The sequence below is a fragment of the Pseudomonas sp. S49 genome, assembly GCF_009866785.1.
GTDB lineage: Bacteria > Pseudomonadota > Gammaproteobacteria > Pseudomonadales > Pseudomonadaceae > Aquipseudomonas.
Map to the genome: position 1 here is coordinate 6,147,964 of NZ_CP019432.1, position 22,334 is coordinate 6,170,297.

At 60.4% G+C, this 22,334-nt stretch carries 17 protein-coding genes; 14 read left to right on the forward strand and 3 right to left on the reverse strand.

What is annotated here, in order from left to right; translation table 11 throughout:
- The first annotated feature begins 174 nt into the window (after nucleotides 1–174).
- From PspS49_RS27285 to PspS49_RS27310, 6 genes are all read left to right on the forward strand, one after another.
- Entirely contained in the window at nucleotides 175–1,119 is a 945-nt protein-coding gene (locus tag PspS49_RS27285; RefSeq protein WP_160042136.1) for a choline ABC transporter substrate-binding protein, read from the forward strand.
- Nucleotides 1,120–1,228: 109 nt separating this feature from the next.
- Nucleotides 1,229–2,116, forward strand: a complete 888-nt coding sequence (locus PspS49_RS27290) for a 3-keto-5-aminohexanoate cleavage protein (RefSeq protein ID WP_016983621.1) — start codon at nucleotides 1,229–1,231, stop codon at nucleotides 2,114–2,116.
- A 141-nt stretch (nucleotides 2,117–2,257) separates the two neighbouring features.
- Complete coding sequence (locus PspS49_RS27295; protein ID WP_160042138.1) at nucleotides 2,258–3,223, forward strand: L-carnitine dehydrogenase; 966 nt, start codon at nucleotides 2,258–2,260, stop codon at nucleotides 3,221–3,223.
- A gap of 337 nt (nucleotides 3,224–3,560) precedes the next feature.
- A complete protein-coding gene (locus PspS49_RS27300; RefSeq protein WP_160042140.1) occupies nucleotides 3,561–4,037 on the forward strand; it encodes a thioesterase family protein in 477 nt (158 codons plus the stop codon).
- Nucleotides 4,038–4,061: 24 nt separating this feature from the next.
- Nucleotides 4,062–5,225, forward strand: coding sequence for a gamma-butyrobetaine dioxygenase (locus PspS49_RS27305; protein WP_160042142.1), 1,164 nt, complete (start codon nucleotides 4,062–4,064; stop codon nucleotides 5,223–5,225).
- A 385-nt stretch (nucleotides 5,226–5,610) separates the two neighbouring features.
- The gene (locus PspS49_RS27310) at nucleotides 5,611–5,874 is read left to right on the forward strand and encodes a hypothetical protein (RefSeq protein WP_016983943.1); all 264 of its coding nucleotides are present in this window, start codon (nucleotides 5,611–5,613) and stop codon (nucleotides 5,872–5,874) included.
- A gap of 125 nt (nucleotides 5,875–5,999) precedes the next feature.
- Here PspS49_RS27310 and PspS49_RS27315 read toward each other — a convergent pair whose 3' ends face one another.
- On the reverse strand, nucleotides 6,000–7,103 hold the full coding sequence (locus PspS49_RS27315) for a GlxA family transcriptional regulator (RefSeq protein WP_007949927.1): 1,104 nt from the start codon (nucleotides 7,101–7,103) through the stop codon (nucleotides 6,000–6,002).
- A 541-nt stretch (nucleotides 7,104–7,644) separates the two neighbouring features.
- A complete protein-coding gene (locus PspS49_RS27320; protein ID WP_160042144.1) occupies nucleotides 7,645–9,021 on the reverse strand; it encodes an L-serine ammonia-lyase in 1,377 nt (458 codons plus the stop codon).
- Between the two features lie 437 nt (nucleotides 9,022–9,458).
- Here PspS49_RS27320 and PspS49_RS27325 point away from each other — a divergent pair, with 437 nt between their 5' ends.
- The 3 genes from PspS49_RS27325 to choV all read left to right on the forward strand — a co-directional run bounded on the left by PspS49_RS27325 (nucleotide 9,459) and on the right by choV (nucleotide 12,493).
- Nucleotides 9,459–10,406, forward strand: coding sequence for a choline ABC transporter substrate-binding protein (locus tag PspS49_RS27325; protein ID WP_095121425.1), 948 nt, complete (start codon nucleotides 9,459–9,461; stop codon nucleotides 10,404–10,406).
- A 66-nt stretch (nucleotides 10,407–10,472) separates the two neighbouring features.
- Nucleotides 10,473–11,318, forward strand: coding sequence for a choline ABC transporter permease subunit (choW, locus tag PspS49_RS27330; protein WP_095121426.1), 846 nt, complete (start codon nucleotides 10,473–10,475; stop codon nucleotides 11,316–11,318).
- A complete protein-coding gene (gene choV, locus PspS49_RS27335) occupies nucleotides 11,315–12,493 on the forward strand; it encodes a choline ABC transporter ATP-binding protein (RefSeq protein ID WP_160042146.1) in 1,179 nt (392 codons plus the stop codon). Before choW ends, choV begins: the two co-directional genes overlap by 4 nt.
- A 247-nt stretch (nucleotides 12,494–12,740) precedes the next feature.
- Here choV and betT read toward each other — a convergent pair whose 3' ends face one another.
- A complete protein-coding gene (gene betT, locus PspS49_RS27340) occupies nucleotides 12,741–14,738 on the reverse strand; it encodes a choline BCCT transporter BetT (RefSeq protein ID WP_095050249.1) in 1,998 nt (665 codons plus the stop codon).
- A gap of 429 nt (nucleotides 14,739–15,167) precedes the next feature.
- On the opposite strand from betT, the gene betI reads away from it, so the two are divergent.
- From betI to PspS49_RS27365, 5 genes are all read left to right on the forward strand, one after another.
- Nucleotides 15,168–15,761, forward strand: coding sequence for a transcriptional regulator BetI (betI, locus tag PspS49_RS27345; RefSeq protein ID WP_034153602.1), 594 nt, complete (start codon nucleotides 15,168–15,170; stop codon nucleotides 15,759–15,761).
- Between the two features lie 88 nt (nucleotides 15,762–15,849).
- Entirely contained in the window at nucleotides 15,850–17,322 is a 1,473-nt protein-coding gene (gene betB, locus PspS49_RS27350; RefSeq protein ID WP_077574839.1) for a betaine-aldehyde dehydrogenase, read from the forward strand.
- A gap of 153 nt (nucleotides 17,323–17,475) precedes the next feature.
- A complete protein-coding gene (gene betA, locus PspS49_RS27355; RefSeq protein WP_127930064.1) occupies nucleotides 17,476–19,179 on the forward strand; it encodes a choline dehydrogenase in 1,704 nt (567 codons plus the stop codon).
- Between the two features lie 256 nt (nucleotides 19,180–19,435).
- The gene (locus tag PspS49_RS27360; protein ID WP_160042148.1) at nucleotides 19,436–20,878 is read left to right on the forward strand and encodes a TldD/PmbA family protein; all 1,443 of its coding nucleotides are present in this window, start codon (nucleotides 19,436–19,438) and stop codon (nucleotides 20,876–20,878) included.
- The gene (locus tag PspS49_RS27365) at nucleotides 20,878–22,215 is read left to right on the forward strand and encodes a TldD/PmbA family protein (protein ID WP_160042150.1); all 1,338 of its coding nucleotides are present in this window, start codon (nucleotides 20,878–20,880) and stop codon (nucleotides 22,213–22,215) included. Before PspS49_RS27360 ends, PspS49_RS27365 begins: the two co-directional genes overlap by 1 nt.
- Nucleotides 22,216–22,334 lie beyond the last annotated feature (119 nt).

Genomic DNA, 22,334 nt, shown 5'->3' on the forward strand with positions numbered 1-22,334 from the left:
GGGGAGCGTGGATCGTTGATACGCCGATTGTCGTCAGCGTTCAAGGGTGCAGGTCGCTACAGTGCAAATGCCCGTCGCCGTAGTGCGCTTTCACGGGTGCATTGCTGCGTAACTTTGCATCACCGGCGCATCAGATGCCGGGAACCACAATAACGACCTGCCGAGGAACCCGACATGAAACGACTGATCAGCAGCTGTGTTCTTGCACTCAGCGGTACCGCTTTCTTCAGCGCCAGCGTCATGGCGGCCGACCCGGCATCGTGCCAGAACGTGCGCATGGGCGTGGTCAACTGGACCGACGTGATCGCCACCAGTGCCATGACCCAGGTCCTGCTCGACGGCCTCGGCTACAACACCAAACAAACCAGCGCCTCCCAGCAAATCATCTTCGCCGGGATCCGCGATCAGCGCCTGGACCTGTTCCTCGGTTACTGGAACCCGCTGATGACCCAGACCATCACCCCGTTCGTCGACGCCAACCAAGTCAAAGTCCTCGAAGCGCCAAGCCTGAAAGACGCCCGCGCGACCCTCGCCGTGCCGACTTATCTGGCGGACAAGGGCCTGAAAACCTTCGCTGACATCGCCAAGTTTGAAAAAGAACTGGGCGGCAAGATTTACGGCATCGAGCCAGGCTCGGGCGCCAACACGCAGATCAAGGCGATGATCGCCAAGAACCAGTTCGGCCTCGGCAAGTTCCAGTTGGTCGAATCCAGTGAGGCCGGCATGCTCGCCGCCGTCGACCGCGCCGTGCGCCGCAAAGAGGCTGTGGTGTTCTTCGGCTGGGCGCCGCATCCGATGAACGTCAACGTGCAGATGACGTATCTGACCGGCAGCGACGACGCCCTCGGCCCGAACGAAGGCATGGCCACCGTGTGGACCGTCACCGCGCCGAAATACGCCGAGCAGTGTCCGAACATCGGTCGCCTGCTGACCAACCTGACGTTCACCGCCGAGGACGAGAGCCGGATGATGCAGCCGCTGCTCGATCACAAGGACGCCTTTGAATCCGCCAGGCAATGGCTCAAGGATCACCCTGAAGACAAGCAGCGCTGGCTGGAAGGTGTGACCACGTTCGATGGCAAACCGGCCGCTGAAAACCTGCAGTTGACCAGCAAATAACCCTCTCTTGAAAAGCCCCTCTCCCAGATTGGGAGAGAGGACTGACCGACGCTTCGCAGCCCCGAAAAGGGCTGCGGACAGACCCATCACGCCTGAAGGAAACCGCACCATGAACCACGACGTCATCATCACCTGCGCACTCACCGGTGCTGGCGACACGACCGCCAAGAGCCCGCACGTGCCGGTCACCCCGAAACAGATCGCCGCTGCCGCCGTAGAAGCGGCCAAGGCTGGAGCCACCGTCGTGCACTGCCATGTGCGCGATCCGCAGACCGGCAAGTTCAGCCGTGACGTGGCGCTGTACCGCGAAGTGATGGAGCGCATCCGCGAGGCCGACGTCGACATCATCGTCAACCTCACCGCCGGTATGGGCGGCGACCTGGAGATCGGCGCCGGCGAGAACCCGATGGAGTTCGGTCCGAACACCGATCTGGTCGGCCCGCTGACCCGTCTGGCGCACGTTGAAGAACTGCTGCCGGAAATCTGCACTCTCGATTGCGGCACGCTGAACTTCGGTGATGGCGACACCATTTATGTGTCCACCCCGGCGCAACTGCGTGCCGGCGCCAAGCGCATCACCGAGCTGGGCGTGAAGGCCGAGCTGGAGATTTTCGACACCGGTCACCTGTGGTTCGCCAAGCAGATGATCAAGGAGGGTTTGCTGGATAACCCGTTGTTCCAGCTGTGCCTGGGCATCCCGTGGGGCGCACCGGCCGATACCACCACCATGAAAGCCATGGTCGATAACTTGCCCGCTGACGCGGTGTGGGCCGGGTTCGGCATTGGCCGGATGCAGATGCCGATGGCGGCGCAAGCGGTGTTGCTCGGCGGCAACGTGCGGGTCGGGCTGGAAGACAACCTGTGGCTGGACAAGGGTGTGCTGGCGACCAACGGCCAATTGGTCGAGCGCGCCACCGAGATCCTCAGCCGCCTCGGCGCCCGGGTGCTGACCCCGGCCGAGGGCCGCAAGAAAATGGGCCTGACCCAGCGCGGTTAAACCATCACTCATTTCCCCTGTGGGAGCGAGCCTGCTCGCGAAGAGGCCCGTACATCCGAAGCATCTTCATCAGCAGAGGCACCGCTTTCGCGAGCAGGCTCGCTCCCACAGTTGATCCCCGAACTATTCAGGAATGTCGCCATGAGCTTTATCACCGATATCAAAACCTTCGCTGCGCTGGGCAGCGGTGTCATTGGCAGCGGTTGGGTCGCTCGCGCCCTCGCCCATGGCCTCGATGTGGTGGCGTGGGACCCGGCCCCCGGTGCCGAAGCAGCGCTGCGCAAACGCGTGGCCAATGCCTGGGGCGCGCTGGAGAAAAATGGTCTGGCACCCGGCGCTTCGCAGGATCGTCTGCGCTTTGTTGCGACCATCGAAGAGTGCGTGCGCGATGCCGATTTCATTCAGGAAAGCGCCCCGGAACGTCTCGAACTGAAACTCGATCTGCACAGCAAAATCAGCGCCGCGGCCAAGCCCGATGCGTTGATCGGTTCGAGTACGTCGGGCCTGCTGCCGAGCGAGTTCTACGAGAGTTCGACGCACCCGGAGCGCTGCGTGGTAGGCCACCCGTTCAATCCGGTTTATCTGCTGCCGTTGGTCGAAGTCGTGGGCGGCAAAAACACCGCGCCGGAAGCCGTACAAGCGGCGATGAAAGTTTACGAATCCCTCGGCATGCGTCCGTTGCATGTGCGCAAGGAAGTACCCGGATTCATCGCTGACCGCTTGCTCGAAGCGCTGTGGCGTGAGGCGCTGCACCTGGTCAATGACGGTGTCGCGACCACTGGCGAGATCGATGATGCGATCCGTTTTGGCGCCGGGTTGCGCTGGTCGTTTATGGGTACGTTCCTGACTTACACCCTGGCCGGCGGTGATGCAGGCATGCGCCACTTCATGTCGCAATTCGGCCCGGCGTTGCAGTTGCCGTGGACGTATCTGCCGGCACCGGAACTGACTGACAAGTTGATTGATGATGTGGTGGAAGGCACCAGTGATCAGCTTGGTCGTCACAGTATTTCGGCGCTGGAGCGTTATCGTGATGATTGCCTGCTGGCTGTGCTTGAGGCGGTGAAGAGCACCAAGGAAAAACATGGGATGGCGTTCAGCGAGTGATGGGGTTGGCATGACATCGCTGCCCTCACCCTAGCCCTCTCCCAGAGGTAGAGGGGACTGACCGAGTTGAATGTTCGAGTTACGCCGACTTGCACCATCGAGCCGAACTCAAGTTTTGAAAGGCCCCCGATCTGCTCCCTTTCCCCCTCGCCCCCCTGAGGGAGAGGGGACTGATCGCGTTGATTGTTCGAGTTACGCCGACTTGCACCACCGAGCCGAACTCAGGTTTTGAAAGGCCCCCGATCTACTCCCTTCCCCCTCTCCCCTTGGGGGAGAGGGCTGGGGTGAGGGGGTAGCTTTTGATCTTGAAGACTACCTAACTGCCGGAACCCAAATCATGCCGCACCTCACCACCTACCAAACCACAATCATCCCCGACTGGGTCGACTACAACGGCCACCTGCGCGACGCCTTTTACCTGCTGATTTTCAGCTACGCCACCGACGCCCTGATGGACCGTCTCGGCATGGACAGCAACAACCGCGAAGCCAGCGGCAACTCGCTGTTCACCCTCGAACTGCACCTTAATTACCTGCACGAAGTGAAGCTCGATACCGAGGTCGAAGTACGCACGCAAATCATCGGCCACGACAGCAAACGCCTGCACCTCTATCACAGCCTGCACAAGGTCGGTGAGGATCAGGAGCTGGCCGGCAATGAACAAATGCTCTTGCACGTCGACCTCGCCGGCCCGCGCTCGGCGCCGTTCAGTCCGGACACGTTGAGCAGCCTGCAAAGTATCGTCGCCGAGCAGAAAGACTTGCCTGCCCCCGCTTACATCGGCCGCGTTATCGCGCTGCCACCTGCAAGGTAAATCCATCGATCACAAGGAACCGCCATGAACACCGCTGCCGCTGTTGCCGACTTCCGTACTTATCCGTTGATCAGCGCGCTCGGTGGCGTGCAGACCTTGGCGGATCGCGTTGCCATTGAGTGGGCTGACGGGCGCGTCAGCCCGTTCCACCATATCTGGTTGCGGGACAACTGCCCGTGTCCACAGTGCGTCTACAACATCACCCGCGAACAGGTCTTCGAGATTGTCGATGCCGCTGAAGACCTCAAACCTGCTGCCGCGCATATCGATACCCACGGCTGTCTGCGCATTGACTGGCAGGACGGCCACCTCAGCCGATTCGATCCAGGCTGGTTGCGCGCCCATGCCTACGATGAGCAATCCCGCGCCGAACGCTTGGCCGCCAAACCCAAGCCTTATCTGTGGCGCAGCGATATGCAGTTGCCGGTGTTCGAATACGCGGCACTGATGAACGACAACGCCGCGCTGCTGCAATGGCTGATTGCGGTACGCGACATCGGCCTGACCCAAGTGCGCGGCGTACCCACCGAACCCGGCTCGCTGAAGCTCATCGCCCAGCGCATTTCCTTTATTCGCGAGAGCAACTTCGGCGTGCTGTTCAACGTGCAATCCAAAGCCGATGCCGACAGCAATGCCTACACCGCTTTCAACCTGCCGTTGCACACCGACCTGCCCACTCGCGAGCTGCAACCTGGATTGCAATTTCTGCATTGCCTGGTGAATGACGCCGAGGGTGGCGAGAGTATTTTTGTCGATGGTTTTGCGATTGCCGATGCGTTGCGCAGCGAAGACCCGGCAGCGTTTCAGGCGCTGTGTGAAATACCCGTGGAGTTTCGCAACAAGGATCGTCATAGCGACTATCGCTGCCTGGCGCCGATCATTGCTCTGGATGCCTTGGGACGCGTGGCGGAAATTCGCATGGCGAACTTTCTGCGCGGCGCGTTCGATACGTCAGTGGAGCAAATGCCACGGTTGTATCGGGCTTATCGACGCTTCATTGCGATGACTCGCGAGCCACGGTTTCGGCTGATGCAACGGCTCAACCCCGGTGAGTTGTGGTGTTTTGATAACCGCCGCACATTGCATGCGCGCAATGCGTTTGACCCGGCCACCGGGGCGCGGCATTTTCAGGGCTGCTATGTCGACCGGGATGAATTGTTGTCGCGGATTCTGGTGCTGCAACGCTAGACCGCGTCATCGTTCTTCGCGAGCAGGCTCGCTCCCACATTCAACCTCATTCCCATGAAGGAACGCGGTCACCTGTGGGAGCGAGCCTGCTCGCGAAGGCGTCAGCAGCAACACACCGTTCTCTGATTCACAGGCAAAAAAACTCCGATCAAGCCGTGACAGGATCGGAGCTGAGGAGGGTACTGTTGAGGAGCTGCCAAGCGAGGGTGACCAAACCTTCGTGTTGCAAGCTGAGTTCAGTGTGCCCACTCCCTTGAGCGGCGAGTTAGCCGAAAACGACCTGTTCATAGCCGTCGCGGCCACTGCGACAAATCGCCCTTGCCGTGCCTCGGCATGCCTACCAGAATCGAGCCACGACCTCCGTTACCGAAGAAGGATGCGCGTCATGATGTATGCCGATTTGATCGATCAGGAAGATTTGTTGGGCCAGCTCAAGGCGTTGGGTATTCAAGTGCCCAGTGGCACGACCGCCGATCAGGCTTGCGAGTGCGCGGTGCGCGGTCTGGATAACGTTCGCGCGTTTGAACTGCGCAAGATGGTCAAGGACATGTACACCAGCGGCGCCAGTATTCAGCCGGCGGTGCGTCAGGCGATCGACAAACAGTTGTTGCCGGCCTTGGCGGACTACCAGCAAAGCCATAGCGCCTGACGTTGCTCACCTGATCGTTCCCACGCTCTGCGTGGGAATGCCTCAACGGACGCTCCGCGTTCGGCCTTTTGGGACGCAGAGCGTCCCGGGTTGCGTTCCCACGCAGAGCGTGGGAACGATCCTCATCAGAGCCTTACGCTGGCAAACGTCGATTCATTGCGCGCCTGACTCAACGCCGACATCGGCCCCGACAGCGGCGACATCACGATCGCCTGCGGCAGCGGCAGCATCGCCACTTGCTGGGTGGTGTTGGAGCCTACGCGCTCGTCACGCGGCGGAATGCCGAAGTACTCGCGGTAGCACTTGGAGAAGTGCGGCGTCGAGACGAAACCACACACCGACGCCACTTCGATGATCGACATCGGCGTCTGCTTGAGCAACTGCCGGGCGCGAATCAAACGCAGCTTCAAGTAGTAACGCGACGGCGAGCAGTGCAGGTATTTCTGGAACAGGCGCTCCAGCTGTCGACGCGACACGGCGACGTACACTGCCAATTCATCCAGGTCGATCGGCTCTTCCAGATTGGCTTCCATCAGCGCGACGATTTCCTGCAGCTTCGGCTGGTTGGTGCCGAGCATGTGCTTGAGCGGCACGCGCTGGTGATCCTGTTCGTTGCGGATACGTTCGTAGACGAACATCTCCGAGATCGCGGCGGACAGTTCACGGCCGTGATCGCGGCTGATCAGGTGCAGCATCATGTCCAGCGGTGCGGTGCCGCCGGAACTGGTGAAACGGTTACGGTCGAGGGTGAACAAGCGCGTGCTCATGGCCACGCGCGGGAAAGCTTCCTGCATCGCCGCCAGACATTCCCAGTGCACGCTGCAATCGAAACCGTCGAGCAACCCGGCGCAAGCCAGCGCCCAACTGCCGGTGCACACGGCGCCGAGGCGCTTGGACTGTCGCGCCTGGCTTTGCAGCCAGGAAACGTGTTCGCGGGTGACAGTGCGTTGGATACCGATGCCGCCGCAGACAATCACGGTGTCCAGCGGTGGCGCTTTGTGCATGGAAGCGTCGGGAGTGATTTGCAGACCGTCACTGGCCCACACCTGGCCGCCATCGACGGTGAGGGTGCTCCAGCGATACAGCTCGCGACCGGACAATTGGTTGGCCATGCGTAGAGGTTCTACTGCGGAGGCCAGAGAAATCAGCGTGAAATTGTCCAGCAGCAGAAAGCCGATGGATTGAGGCGCACGGTTCTGGGGTTGGGCCCCGGAGTTGAACGACGTCATCGCGGTATCTCCTCACACAAAGCGGGTGATGGCCTCAGGCGGAGGCTCTTGTTATTGCCAGCGTTCTCGCGTGGGAGACGGGCTTTGTTATGACAGAGCAATTGCCATGCCTAAAATTGAATGGCTGTTCAATAACTCCTGAAAACGACGTCGCGACGTGTCTATACGAGCCGTCCGACGAAAGGTGTTTCGAAGTGCCATTAGTGTTGTTGAGCGCCTTGCCCCGAGGGGTGTGAGCAAATAGGTAGCACTTGTGGGAACTGGCCTGCGCGCGATTGTCGGACAGTGTCACCGCAAGCACGGGTGACGGACGGTAGGAGAGCTGAGCGCGTGTAACAGGTGGGAAAGACTCTTATCTGATTACGACGCGCTAAAAGGTGGCGTGATTTATTGTCTGTGTTCACTTGGTGAGCAGTTTTGACTGGTCTGGCCCCTTCGCGAGCAGGCTCGCTCCCACAGTAGATCTCCAGTGAACACAAAATGTGTGAACGCCAGGGTCCAATGTGGGAGCGAGCCTGCTCGCGATTGGGGCAACGCGGTCTCAGCACTCAACCGCACTGACCGCCAACCCACCCCGCGATGTCTCTTTATATTTGTCATGCATATCCGCACCGGTATCACGCATGGTGCGGATCACCCGATCCAGCGAAATAAAATGCTGACCATCACCACGCAACGCCATCTGCGCCGCGTTGATCGCTTTCACCGCCGCAATCGCATTGCGCTCGATGCACGGCACTTGCACCAGGCCACCGACCGGATCGCAGGTCAGCCCAAGGTTATGTTCCAGGCCGATCTCCGCCGCGTTGCACAACTGCTCCGGCGTAGCGCCAAGAATCTCCGCCAGCCCCGCCGCCGCCATCGCGCACGCTGAACCGACCTCGCCCTGACAGCCAACTTCGGCGCCCGAGATCGACGCATTCTTCTTGCACAGAATCCCCACTGCCGCCGCACCGAGGAAGTAGTCGACCACGTTGGCGTCCGTCACCGCTTCGCTGAACTTCATAAAGTAGTGCAACACCGCCGGAATGATCCCCGCCGCGCCATTGGTCGGCGCCGTGACCATGCGCCCACCCGCCGCGTTTTCTTCATTAACAGCCAGCGCAAACAGATTGACCCACTCCATCGCGCTGAGCGTCGAGCCGATCACATTGGGCTTGCCCAACTCCTGAAGACTGCGGTGCAACTTCGCCGCGCGCCGCCGTACATTCAATCCGCCAGGCAGGATGCCTTCGTGTTTCAGCCCCTGCTCGACGCAGTCCTGCATCGCCCGCCACAGCTTCATCAGACCGGCGCGGATTTCTTCTTCACTGCGCCAGACCTTTTCGTTAGCCATCATCAGTTCGGCAACGCGCAGGTTGTTGTTCTTGCACAGCTCCAGCAGCTCGACCGCGCTGGAAAAGTCATAAGGCAATTCAGTGCGATCCAGATCGACCACGCCACTGGACGCCTGCGCTTGATCGACGACAAAACCGCCACCCACCGAATAGTAGGTGTCGCGATGCAGTTCGCCGTGATCGCCCTCGGCCACAATCGTCATGGCATTGGGGTGGAATGGCAGGTTCTCGTCGATCAGGCGCATGTCCCGTGCCCAGACAAACGGCACCGCCAAACGACCATCCAATAACAGTGTGTGAGTTTCACGCAGGGCCTGGATGCGCGGGCCGATTTGCGCCGGGTCGATTGCGTCCGGCCACTCGCCCATCAGTCCCATGATCACCGCATTGTCGCTGCCGTGACCAATACCCGTGGCCGACAGCGAACCGAACAACTGCACTTCTATACGGCGCACCTGTTCCAACTGGTGCTTGTCCCGTAGCGACTCGACGAACAACGCCGCCGCGCGCATCGGCCCGACGGTGTGGGAACTGGAAGGGCCGATGCCGATTTTGAACAGGTCGAAAACACTGATAGCCATTGCTGCAGAGCTCCTGAGGATACCGGTCCGGGACGCAAAAGCGCCCGCTGGCGGAGCTGCTACGCTCAAGCTGCGATCCGCCGGAATGCCCGCATCATCAGGCTTTTGTCGGAGCGCACGGCGTCTGACACCGACGCACTCATGTCCACCAGCGCCGCGCCGTTTTCGTCCCGGTTTTTCGCCGTTTTTATACGGTTCAGAGGGCCATTCGGGGCTGAAAAAAGCTGTAAACGACGTCACTGACACTGGATGCGACCATCCCTGTACTGGATACGACCCCCCCTGTAGGCGTCAGATTTTCACTGGTACATGATCGTTATGACTCGATTGCAAGGCGCCGTGGTAGAGCTGTCTCCAGAACGCCATCCAACCGCAACCTATAAGTGCGGTGGTCCACAGTCGGAACACTGCCAAAAAAAACACCAAGGAGTCCATCCATGAAAGGTTCCCCGTCGTTGTTGTTGGCCGCCATGCTGAGTCTGCCGTTACTGGCGCAAGCTGCAGAACCGGCGCAGTGCAGTACCGTGAATTTCTCCGATGTCGGCTGGACCGACATCACCGCCACCACCGCTACCACCTCTGTTGTGCTCAACGCCCTCGGCTACAAGACCAAGACCACCATGATTTCCGTGCCCGTCACCTACAAGTCGCTGGCCGACGGCAAGAACATGGACGTATTCCTCGGTAACTGGATGCCGACCATGGAAAACGACATCAAGGCCTATCGCGACGCCGGCACCGTGGAAACCGTGCGCACCAACCTCAAGGGCGCCAAGTACACCCTCGCCGTGCCGCAAGCCCTGTATGACAAAGGTCTGCATGACTTCGCCGACATCGCCAAATTCAAGAAAGAGCTCGACGGCAAGATCTACGGCATCGAGCCTGGCAACGACGGCAACCGTCTGATCCAGAGCATGATCGACAAGGACGCCTTCGGCCTGAAGACCGCCGGCTTCAAAGTGGTTGAGTCTTCGGAAGCGGGCATGCTCTCGCAAGTTGATCGCGCGCAAAAACGCGACACAGCGGTGGTCTTCCTCGGCTGGGCGCCGCACCCGATGAACAAGCGCTTCAAGATTCAATACCTGACCGGTGGCGATGATTTCTTCGGCCCCGATTTCGGTGCGGCGACCGTGGCGACCAACACCCGCAAGGGTTACGCCACGGAATGCAGCAACGTTGGTCAGTTGCTGAAGAACCTGGAGTTCACCGTCGACATGGAAAGCGAACTGATGGGCAACATCCTCGACGACAAGATGAAGCCTGACGCGGCCGCCAAGGCCTGGCTGAAAAAGAATCCACAAGTGCTCGATACCTGGCTCGCTGGCGTGACCACCATTGACGGTAAACCTGGCCTGGAGGCCGTGAAAGCCAAGATTGCTCAGTAATCGCTTATGCCGGACGGCTGCGGCCGTCCGGGCTGTTTATTTCCTTGCATGCGGACGTTCACTACCATGCTGATTGATCAGAAAATACCTTTAGGCCAGTACATCGCGGGCTTCGTTGAATGGTTGACGCAACACGGCGCCAACACCTTCGACGCAATCGCCGTGACCCTGGAAACGATGATCCACGGCGTGACGTTTGCGCTGACCTGGTTCAACCCACTGGTCTTGATTGGCCTGATTGCAATCATCGCCCATCTGATTCAACGCAAGTGGGGCCTGACCGCGTTTGTGGTCGCCTCCTTCCTGCTGATCCTCAATCTGGGGTACTGGCAGGAAACCATGGAAACCCTCGCCCAGGTCATGTTCGCGACCCTGGTCTGCGTGGTCATCGGCGTGCCGCTGGGCATCGTCGCCGCACACAAACCGATGTTCTACACGGTCATGCGTCCGGTACTCGATCTGATGCAGACCGTACCGACCTTCGTTTACCTCATTCCTACCCTGACCCTCTTCGGGCTGGGTGTGGTCCCGGGCCTGATCTCCACGGTGGTGTTCGCCATCGCTGCGCCGATCCGCCTGACCTACCTGGGCATCCGCGATGTCCCGCAAGAACTGATGGACGCCGGCAAGGCCTTCGGCTGCTCGCGTCGCCAATTGCTCTCACGGATCGAACTGCCTCACGCCATGCCGAGCATCGCGGCCGGCATCACCCAGTGCATCATGCTGTCGCTGTCGATGGTGGTGATCGCCGCACTGGTCGGCGCCGACGGACTCGGCAAACCGGTGGTCAACGCACTGAACACTGCTGATATCGCCTTGGGCTTCGAAGCGGGCCTGGCGATCGTACTGCTGGCGATCATGCTCGACCGTATCTGCAAACAACCCGACGCTAAAGTAGGGGGTGACGCATGAGCATAATTCGCTTCGAAGACGTCGACGTAATCTTCTCCAAGGATCCACGCGAGGCGCTCAAGCTGCTGGATCAGGGCATGACCCGCAACGAGATACTGAAGAAGACCGGACAGATTGTCGGCGTGGAAAAAGCCACGCTGGATATCAACAAAGGCGAGATCTGCGTGCTGATGGGCCTGTCCGGTTCCGGCAAGTCGAGCCTGCTGCGCTGCATCAACGGCCTCAACACCGTGAGCCGCGGCAAGCTGTTCGTCGAGCATGAAAACCGCCAGATCGATATCGCGTCGTGCACCCCGGCCGAGCTGAAAATGATGCGTACCAAACGCATCGCCATGGTGTTCCAGAAGTTCGCCCTGATGCCGTGGCTGACGGTGCGCGAGAACATCAGTTTCGGTCTGGAAATGCAGGGCCGTCCGGAGAAAGAACGCAAGAAACTGGTCGATGAAAAACTCGAACTGGTCGGCCTCACCCAATGGCGCAACAAGAAGCCTGACGAACTCTCCGGCGGCATGCAGCAGCGTGTCGGTCTGGCGCGGGCACTGGCGATGGACGCCGATATTCTGCTGATGGACGAACCGTTCTCGGCGCTCGACCCGCTGATCCGTCAGGGTCTGCAGGATGAACTGCTGGAACTGCAACGCAAGCTGAGCAAGACCATCGTCTTCGTGAGTCACGACCTCGACGAGGCGCTCAAATTGGGTAGCCGCATCGCGATCATGAAAGACGGCCGGATCATCCAGTACAGCGTGCCGGAAGAGATCGTGTTGAACCCGGCGGACGACTATGTGCGCACGTTCGTGGCGCACACCAATCCGCTCAACGTGCTTTGCGGGCGCAGCCTGATGCGCACACTGGACAAGTGCAAACGCATCAACGGTTCGGTGTGTCTCGATCCGGGCGGCGATTCGTGGCTGGACCTGGCCGAAGGCAACACCATCAAAGGCGCACGGCAGAATGGTTCGGTGCTGAACCTGCAGAACTGGGCACCGGGGCAAGCGGTCGAGGGCCTGGAGCGCAAGCCGACGCTGGTGGACTCGAACATCGGTATGCGCGATGCGCTGCAGATTCGTTATCAGACCGGCAACAAGCTGGTGCTGCACGATAACCATCATGTGGTGGGGATCTTGGGCGACAGCGAGTTGTATCACGCGTTGCTGGGCAAGAATCTCGGTTAAGGCGGGATAAAAAAAGGGATCGCGGTGAGCGATCCCTTTTTTATTGGGTCAGGGAAAAGCCCCTCACCCTAGCCCTCTCCCGGAGGGAGAGGGGACCGACCGGGGGATGCTGCAGATCTACACCGACCTGATCTTGCTTCACCGAATCCATAATCGACTCGATCTTTCAGGTCGATGTACAACGCCAGACACCTCGGTCAGCTCCCTCTCCCTTGGGGAGAGGGTTGGGGTGAGGGGGCTTTTGACTTTAGCTGTACACCCGGCCAAGGAGCTGCCGATGGCTTTCAAACTGATCGAGCACATCCCGCGTGATCTGATCCTGCGTGAAGCCCATCAGGTCGTAATCCTGGCTGCCGTTGTGCAAATACACTTCAGCGCGGTAGTAACGCTGACGCGCTTCATCGGATTGCGCCGATTCAGTCGGGGTCGCCAGATAGCCGTCAAGGCTCACTTCGTAAACGAAAGGGTTGCCCTCTTCCATCTCAACGCGCACACCCATGCAACGCTTGGATTTACCCAACAGCGTCTGCACTTCCAGACCCTGCGCACGCATCTGCGCGGTGGCATCTTCCAGCGCCGGGCTGACCTGCTTGTCCATGAAACGCTGCACCACCGATTGGCTCGGTTGCAGGTCCAGTTGCGTCAGACGCTCGCTGAAACCACGACGACCGCGCTCCGCCAGTTGCGCCTGCTCCTGTTCGATCTGCACGTCCTGGCGCATCGCCTTGTGCAGGCCGAACATGAAGAACACCAGCACCACCGAGAACGGCAGACCGGCCAGCACCACCATGGTTTGCATGGCTTCGAAGTTACCGGCAAACAGCAGACCGATGGTCACCAGGGTGATCACCACCGACCAGAAGATCCGCAGCCAGTGCGGCGCATCTTCATCGACGTTGCCGCCCTTGCAGGACAGATTCGCCATCATCACCGCGCCGGAGTCGGCCGGGGTCAGGAACAGCACGAAGCCAACAAAGATCGACACACCGATGACGACTTTCGACGCCGGGTAGTGCTCAAGCAATTGATAGATCGCCATCGACGGCTGTTCCAGCGCCGTCTTGCCCAACTCAACCGCCCCCTGGTTCATCACCAGATCCAGCGCCGAGTTACCGAAGATCGACAGCCAGGCCAAGGTGAAGCCCAGCGGAATCAGCAGCACGCCAGCCACCAGTTCACGCACGGTACGACCACGGGAGATACGCGCGATGAACATGCCGACGAATGGCGCCCAGGAAATCCACCACGCCCAGTAGAACAGGGTCCACAGGCCCATCCAGCGCTCGGACTTGGCGTTGTCGCCCTCGTACACATAAAGGTCGAAGGTTTTCAGCACGATGCCATTGAGGTAGTCACCGATGTTCTGCACGAAGCCGTTGAGCAGGTGCAGGGTCGGCCCGAACAGCAGCACGAAAATCAGCAGACCGCTGAACAGCACGATGTTCAGGTTGGACAGACGACGGATGCCGTTTTCCACGCCGGACACGGCAGCGATGGTCGCCACGGTGCTCATCACGATGATCACGATCAACAGGTTAGTGTTGCTGTGTTCCATGCCGAACAGGTTTTCAAGGCCCGAGGACACTTGCAGCGAACCAATCCCCAGGTTGGTCACCAGACCCAGCAGGGTCACGAACATGCCGAAGCCGTCCACCGCGTGACCGGCCGCGCCCTTGACCCAACGCTCGCCGACCAGCGGATACAGCGCCGAACGCAGGGCCAGCGGCTGGTTATGACGGTAAGCAAAGTACGCCACGGCCAGACCGACCAGTGCGTAGATCGCCCAGCCGTGCAGGCCCCAGTGCAGGAACGTCAGCTGTACAGCCTGACGCGCGGCCATGTTGGTGGCCGATGCGCCTTCCGGCGGATTGAAGTAGTGATCCAGCGGCTCGGATGCGCCGAAGTACAGCAGCGAAATACCGATACCCGACGAGAACAGCATCCCCGCCCAGGCGCCGTAACTGAAATCCGGGGTGTCGTCCTTGCTGCCCAGTTTGAGTTTGCCGTACGAGGAAAACGCCAGGCCCACCACAAACACCAGGTAGGCGGCGATGACCACCATGTAGTACCAGCCGAAGCTGCGCGACAACCAGGCCTGAGCGATACCCAACAGTCTGCCGGCCTCTTGCGGGGCGATAATCAGAATGGCGGTCAACAACAGAATCAGCGCGGTAGAGGTGTAAAACACCCAACCGTTGACCGTCACCTTCTCGGGCGGGGTCTTTATAAGCGAGGCAGAACTCATGGCACAAATGCTCCAGGCAGTGCGAGAGAAGAACACAAGGCAACACGGAACCCGACCAATCGGTTAGTTGGCAGCCGACCGGCGGGTGATATAAAGACACCCCGAAAAATGCCCGAACCTGCCGAAATGGCGCTGCGAATCGCTTTCGTGGCCGAAGGTGGACGGACGTTCATCCGAAACCTGGCCGTGAGCGTCTTGCCCTTTCAACACGTCCATCGAATCGCGAACCGCGCCATGCCCCACGCAGGTTTCGAGCTTTTTCGGATGTCGGTTTTATCGCCACTTACACGTAGGAAAAATCTGTAGGCAGCGACGATTTGTCGCAGATCTTATTCTTTGTTGATTGAACGTTCAATCAAAACAAAATAGACTGGCCGTCAATCCGATAGGCGTGATTCGCCGCTCGGAAGGCCTAAGGAGATGTGCTAGATGCCCAAGGTCGGTATGCAACCCATCCGCCGCCAACAACTGATCGAAGCCACTTTGCAGGCGGTCGATCAGGTCGGAATGGGGGACGCCAGCATTGCGCTGATCGCCCGTTTGGCCGGTGTCTCGAATGGCATCATCAGTCATTACTTTCAGGACAAGAACGGCCTGATTGCCGCCACGATGCGGTATCTGATGACAGCCCTCAGCGAGAGCGTCACCGCGCGCCGTCAGGCGCTGGCAGATGACAGCCCACGGGCGCATCTGCAGGTGATCATCGAAGGCAACTTCGACGCCAGCCAGGTCAATGGCCCGGCAATGAAAACCTGGCTGGCCTTCTGGGCCACCAGCATGCACCAGCCGTCTTTGCACAGGTTGCAGCGGATCAACGATCACCGTCTGTATTCCAACCTGTGCTGCGAGTTCCGCCGTGTGTTGCCGCTCGAAGATGCGCGCACCGCAGCGCGTGGCCTGGCAGCGTTGATTGACGGCTTGTGGTTGCGCGGCGCTTTGTCGGGAGATGCTTTCGACACGGCGCAGGCGCAACAGATCGCTTACGAATACATGGATTTCCAATTGGCCAAGAAGGTGAGCTAGAGCACACAGAAAACGCTCGGCCCCTGAACGCCACCGCAGCCTCACCGCGGTGGTCAACGCCAACCACCAATGCACTTGCGAGGACACTATGGCCCGTTTCGAACTGCAAAAACTTTACATCGATGGCGCGTACTCCGACGCCGGCAGCGATGCCACCTTCGAAGCCATCAACCCGGCTAACGGTGAAGTCCTCGCACTGGTGCAACGTGCGACCAAGGAAGACGTCGAGCGCGCCGTGGTCAGCGCTGAAAAGGGCCAGAAAATCTGGGCTGCGATGACCGCCATGGAGCGTTCGCGCATCCTGCGTCGTGCCGTCGACATCCTGCGCGAGCGCAACGATGAACTGGCCGCACTGGAAACTCTGGACACCGGTAAATCCTTCTCCGAAACCAAGTACGTCGACATCGTCACCGGCGCTGACGTGCTGGAATACTACGCAGGCCTGGTGCCGGCCATCGAAGGCGAGCAGATCCCGCTGCGTGACACTTCGTTCGTCTACACCCGTCGCGAGCCACTGGGCGTGGTTGCCGGTATCGGCGCGTGGAACTACCCGATCCAGATCGCGCTGTGGAAATCCGCTCCAGCCCTGGCGGCCGGTAACGCGATGATCTTCAAGCCAAGCGAAGTCACCTCGCTGACCACCCTGAAACTGGCCGAGATCTACACCGAAGCCGGCGTTCCAAACGGTGTGTTCAACGTACTGACCGGCAGCGGCCGTGAAGTCGGCACTTGGCTGACCGAGCACCCGCGCATCGAAAAAATCTCCTTCACCGGCGGCACCGACACCGGCAAGAAGGTCATGGCCAGCGCTTCGGCTTCGTCGCTGAAAGACGTGACCATGGAACTGGGCGGCAAGTCCCCGCTGATCATCTGCGACGACGCCGACCTCGATCGCGCTGCCGACACCGCGATGATGGCCAACTTCTACAGCTCCGGTCAGGTCTGCACCAACGGCACTCGCGTGTTCGTACCGGCGCACCTGAAAGCCGCTTTCGAAGCCAAGATCGTTGAACGCGTTGCACGCATCCGCGTTGGCAACCCGGAAGACGAAAACACCAACTTCGGCCCGCTGGTCAGCTTCGCGCACATGGAAAGCGTGCTGGGCTACATCGCCAAAGGTAAAGAACAAGGCGCTCGCGTGCTGTGCGGCGGCGATCGTCTGACCGACGGCGAATTCGCCAAAGGCGCGTTCGTGGCTCCAACCGTGTTCACCGATTGCACCGACGACATGACCATCGTCCGCGAAGAAATCTTTGGCCCAGTGATGGCGATCCTCTCCTACGAAACCGAAGAAGAAGTGATCCGCCGCGCCAACGACACCGACTTCGGCCTGGCCGCCGGTATCGTCACCAAAGACCTGAACCGCGCCCACCGCGTGATTCATCAACTGGAAGCCGGTATCTGCTGGATCAACGCCTGGGGCGAGTCCGACGCAAAAATGCCGGTCGGCGGTTACAAGCAGTCGGGTGTTGGCCGTGAGAACGGCATCAGCTCGCTGAACAACTTCACCCGCATCAAATCGGTACAGGTCGAGCTGGGCGATTACGTCTCGGTGTTCTAAGACCCGAGTCTTGTATTGCTCGTGAGGCCGTCTTCGCGAGCAGGCTCGCTCCCACAGGAGATCCCATTCCAATGTGGGAGCGAGCCTGCTTGCGAATCGAGTGCAAAGCACTCGTCAGGCCCGACCTGACCACATCTAAAGAGGGTGCATTCAATGTCCCAAGAATTCGATTACATCATCATCGGTGCCGGCTCGGCCGGTAACACCCTGGCGACCCGTCTGACTGAAGACGCTGGCGTCACCGTTCTGCTGCTCGAAGCAGGCGGCCCGGACTACCGCTTCGACTTCCGCACGCAAATGCCGGCTGCCCTGGCATTCCCGCTGCAAGGTCGTCGCTACAACTGGGCGTACGAAACCGATCCAGAGCCACACATGGACGGTCGTCGGATGGAATGCGGTCGCGGCAAAGGCCTTGGCGGTTCTTCGCTGATCAACGGCATGTGCTACATCCGTGGTAACGCGATGGACTACGACGGCTGGGCAAAATTGCCAGGTCTGGAAAACTGGTCGTACCTCGACTGCCTGCCGTACTTCCGCAAAGCGGAAACCCGCGACATCGGCCCGAACGATTACCACGGTGGCGAAGGCCCGGTCAGCGTGACCACGCCGAAGGCTGGCAACAACCCGCTGTTCCACGCCATGGTTGAAGCCGGCGTACAGGCCGGTTATCCGCGCACCGAAGACTTGAACGGTTACCAGCAGGAAGGCTTCGGCCCGATGGACCGCACCGTGACGCCGAACGGCCGTCGTGCTTCCACCGCCCGTGGCTACCTCGACACCGCTAAAAAGCGTTCGACCCTGACCATCGTCACCCACGCCCTGACCGACAAGATTCTGTTCGAAGGCAAGCGTGCGGTTGGCGTGCGTTACCTGGTCGGCGACGCCGAAGAGCGCGTTGAAGTCAAAGCGCGCAAAGAAGTCCTGCTGTGCTCCGGCGCCATCGCTTCGCCGCAGATTCTGCAGCGCTCCGGTGTCGGCCCTGCCGAACTGCTGAAGTCGCTCGACATCCCGGTCGTTCACGACCTGCCGGGCGTCGGTGAAAACCTGCAGGATCACCTTGAGCTGTACCTGCAATACGCGTGCACTCAGCCGGTTTCGCTGTACCCGTCGCTGCTCTGGTACAACCAGCCAGCCATCGGTGCCGAGTGGCTGTTCAACGGCACCGGCATCGGCGCCAGCAACCAGTTCGAAGCCGGCGGTTTCATCCGTTCGCGTCCGGAATTCGAATGGCCGAACATTCAGTACCACTTCCTGCCGGTAGCGATTAACTACAACGGCAGCAACGGTGTGAAAGAGCACGGTTTCCAGGCGCACATGGGTTCCATGCGTTCGCCAAGCCGTGGTCGCATCCAGGCCAAGTCGAAAGACCCGCGCCAGCACCCGAGCATCCTGTTCAACTACATGGCCACTGAGCAAGACTGGCAGGAATTCCGCGACGGCATCCGCCTGACCCGTGAAATCATGCAGCAGCCGGCACTCGACGCCTTCCGTGGCCGCGAAATCAGCCCGGGCATCGAAGTGCAAACCGATGAGCAGCTGGACAAGTTCATCCGCGAGCACGCCGAAACTGCGTTCCACCCGTCCTGCTCGTGCAAGATGGGCACCGACGAGATGGCTGTGGTGGATGGCGAAGGTCGCGTGCACGGCATGCAGAGCCTGCGTGTGGTCGATGCCTCGATCATGCCGATCATCACCACCGGCAACCTGAACGCGCCGACGATCATGATCGCCGAGAAAATCGCCGACAAGATCCGTGGCCGCCAGCCACTGCCGCGCAGCACGGCTGCTTACTATGTAGCGGGCGATGCGCCGGTGAAGGGCAAGCCGATGCGTGATATCACCCCGGCTGCTCAGTAGCCTGAAGTGATCGTTCCCACGCTCTGCGTGGGAATGCATCCCGTGACGCTCTGCGTCACACAGCGGACGCAGAGCGTCCATGGCGGCGTTCCCACGCAGAGCGTGGGAACGATCTCCTGCCTCGCACAGTAAATCCCCCTACACCCCCTCTTCACTTGATCCTACCCCCACGCAGGCCTACTCTAGACCTCGCGCAACCGTTTCACCCCCTCCCCGCCGCTGCTCTACCGCTTCCCCCTGACAAGGAGGTTCCCGAATGTTCGATTTCCACCCCCAGCTCAAGCAGCGCTTCGCTGCCTTGCGCACGGGCGCTGAGTTTTTTTCCCTGCGATACGTACGCGAATCCGGGCAGTACCTGTCGGTGCGTAAAAACGTCGCCGAACCGCCGAGCCTGAGCCGCGACGAAGGGGCGATGCTCACCGTGCGCGTCAACGGCGTTGAGGCCTACGCGGCAACCAACGACCTCTCGCAACAAGGTCTGCAGGCCGCCCTCGAACGCGCCGAGCTGCAAGCGCGCCGGCTCAAGCCGCACGCCTTGCTCGACCTGCGCGATCAGCCAGTGTCCAGCGATCGCGCTGATTACTTTTCGCCCAATCTCGAACAACCCTTCCCGTCCCTGAGCGAATGCTTTGAGTTGCTCGGTGCGGAATCCGCCTCGGTGCCAAAGGATGAGCGCCTGGTGAACTGGGAAGTGAGCATCGGCATCACCCACGTCGAACAGATCTATCTGAGCAGCGCCGGGGCTGAATTGCGCCAGGCCCAGCGCTTCGTCTATCCAGGTCTCGACGTCACCGCTTACGACGGCAAAGACAGCCAGACCCGCAGCCTCGGCCGCGAGAACTTCGGCCAACAGGGCGGCGCTGACGTGATCAGTCGTTGCGGCTTGATCGGCGCCGGTCCGCAGGTCGCCGATCAGGCCTTGCAACTGCTGCTCGCGCCGAACACTCCGCAAGGCCCGCGCGACCTGCTGTTGATGCCGGACCAGATGATGCTGCAGATCCACGAATCCATCGGCCACCCGCTGGAACTCGACCGCATCCTCGGCGACGAACGCAACTACGCCGGCACCAGTTTCGTCAAAGCCAGCGACTTCGGCAGCCTGCAATACGGCTCCAAACTGCTCAACGTGACCTTCGATCCGGGTATTCCCGAAGAACTGGCCAGCTACGGTCATGACGACGACGGCAGCAAAGCGAGCAAACAATTCCTGATCCGCGATGGCCTGTTGCTGCGTCCGCTGGGCGGTGCGCTGTCGCAATACCGTGCCGGGATGGATGGCGTCGCCAACAGCCGCGCCTGCGGCTGGAACCGCGCGCCGATCGACCGCATGGCCAACCTCAATATCGAACCGGGCGACCAGCCGCTTGAGCAGTTGATCAAAGGCATCGAGCACGGCATTTTGATGAGCACCAACCGCTCGTGGTCGATTGACGATGCGCGCAACAAATTCCAGTTCGGCTGCGAATGGGGTCAGTTGATCGAAAACGGTGAACTCAAAGGCGTGGTGAAAAATCCGAACTACCGGGCGATTTCCGCGCACTTCTGGAAAAGCCTGCGCGCCGTCGGCGACGCCAACACCGTCAAGGTGCTGGGCACGCCGAACTGCGGCAAGGGCGAACCGAACCAGGTGATCCGCGTTGGCCACGCTTCGCCGGCCTGCGTATTCAGCAATATTGATGTGTTTGGGGGAGACGCCTGATGAGCATTTCGAAGAGTCAGTCCGACGCCTTCAAGGTCATGGTCAATTGGCTGCGCGACAGCGTGCGCGAGCCGGAACAGTTCACCCTCAGCTTCGCCGCCGAATCGTCGGCGTTCGTGCGTTTCAATCACGCCAAGGTGCGGCAGGCCGGGCAAGTGCAGCAGACCAACATCGTTCTGAAACTGATCAACGACGGGCGTCATGCCGACCTGCAAGTCACCCTGTCCGGTGATCAGGAAGGCGATCTGCAACGCCTCGCCGAAGGCCTGCAACAACTGCGCGAAACCCTGCCGTTGCTGCCGCAGGATCCGTACCTGCTGCTCAATCACAACGGCTGGCAGAGTCAGAACGTGCAGGAGCATCCGCTGCCGGATACCGAACAGGTTGTCGATGAAATCTGTGCCGCTGCCGAAGGTCTGGATCTGGTCGGCTTTTATGCTGCCGGCCCGATCAGCCGTGGTTTCGCCAGTTCTTCAGGCGCATTTGGCTGGCATCAGGCCAACAGCTTCAACTTCGACTTCAGCCTGTTCCACGACAATGGCGAAGCGGTGAAAGCCAGCTACGCCGGGCATGACTGGAGCAGCGAAGGCTTCGCCAAGCGCTTCGGCCAGGCACGCGAGCAACTGGAGTTTCTCGGCCGCCCGCTGCGCACCTTGGCGCCGGGGCAGTACCGCGCCTATCTGGCACCGGCGGCGCTGGAAGAAATCATGGGCATGCTGAGCTGGGGCGGTTTCTCGGCGCAGTCGATTGCCAGCAAAAGCAGCCCGTTGCAGAAGTTGTATGTCGGTGATCAGGCGTTCAGCCCGCTGGTGTCGCTGGATGAGAAAGTCAGTGAATCGTTGAGCCCGGCGTTTTCCGGCGAAGGTTACCCGCGCAGCGATCTGCGGCTGATCGTCGAAGGCAAGGCCGGCGATCAACTGGTCGGCTCGCGCAGTGCGGCCGAATACGGTCTGGCCGCCAACGGCGCCGGCGGTGGTGAAATGCCGAGTGCGTTGAACATGGCGGCGGGCGATCTGTCGCAAGCAGAGATCCTCAAGCAGTTGGGCACCGGGTTGTACATCAGCAACCTGTGGTACCTGAACTACTCGGATCAACCGGCGGCACGCATGACCGGCATGACCCGTTTCGCGACCTTCTGGGTCGAGAACGGCGAGATCCAGGCGCCGGTGAGCACCATGCGCTTTGATGACAGTGCTTACAGCCTGCTCGGTTCGCAGCTGGAAGCGTTGACCGCCGAGCGCGAGTTGCTGCTGTCGGCGAGTACGTATAGCCAGCGCAATACCTCCTCGGCGTTGCTGCCGGGGGCACTGGTGAGCCGACTCACGCTCACCCTCTGACAGCGATCGTTCCCACGCTCTGCGTGGGAATGCAGCCCGGGACGCTCTGCGTCCCAGCCAAAAGCGGACGCGGAGCGTCCGTTGAGGCATTCCCACGCAGAGCGTGGGAACGATCATCA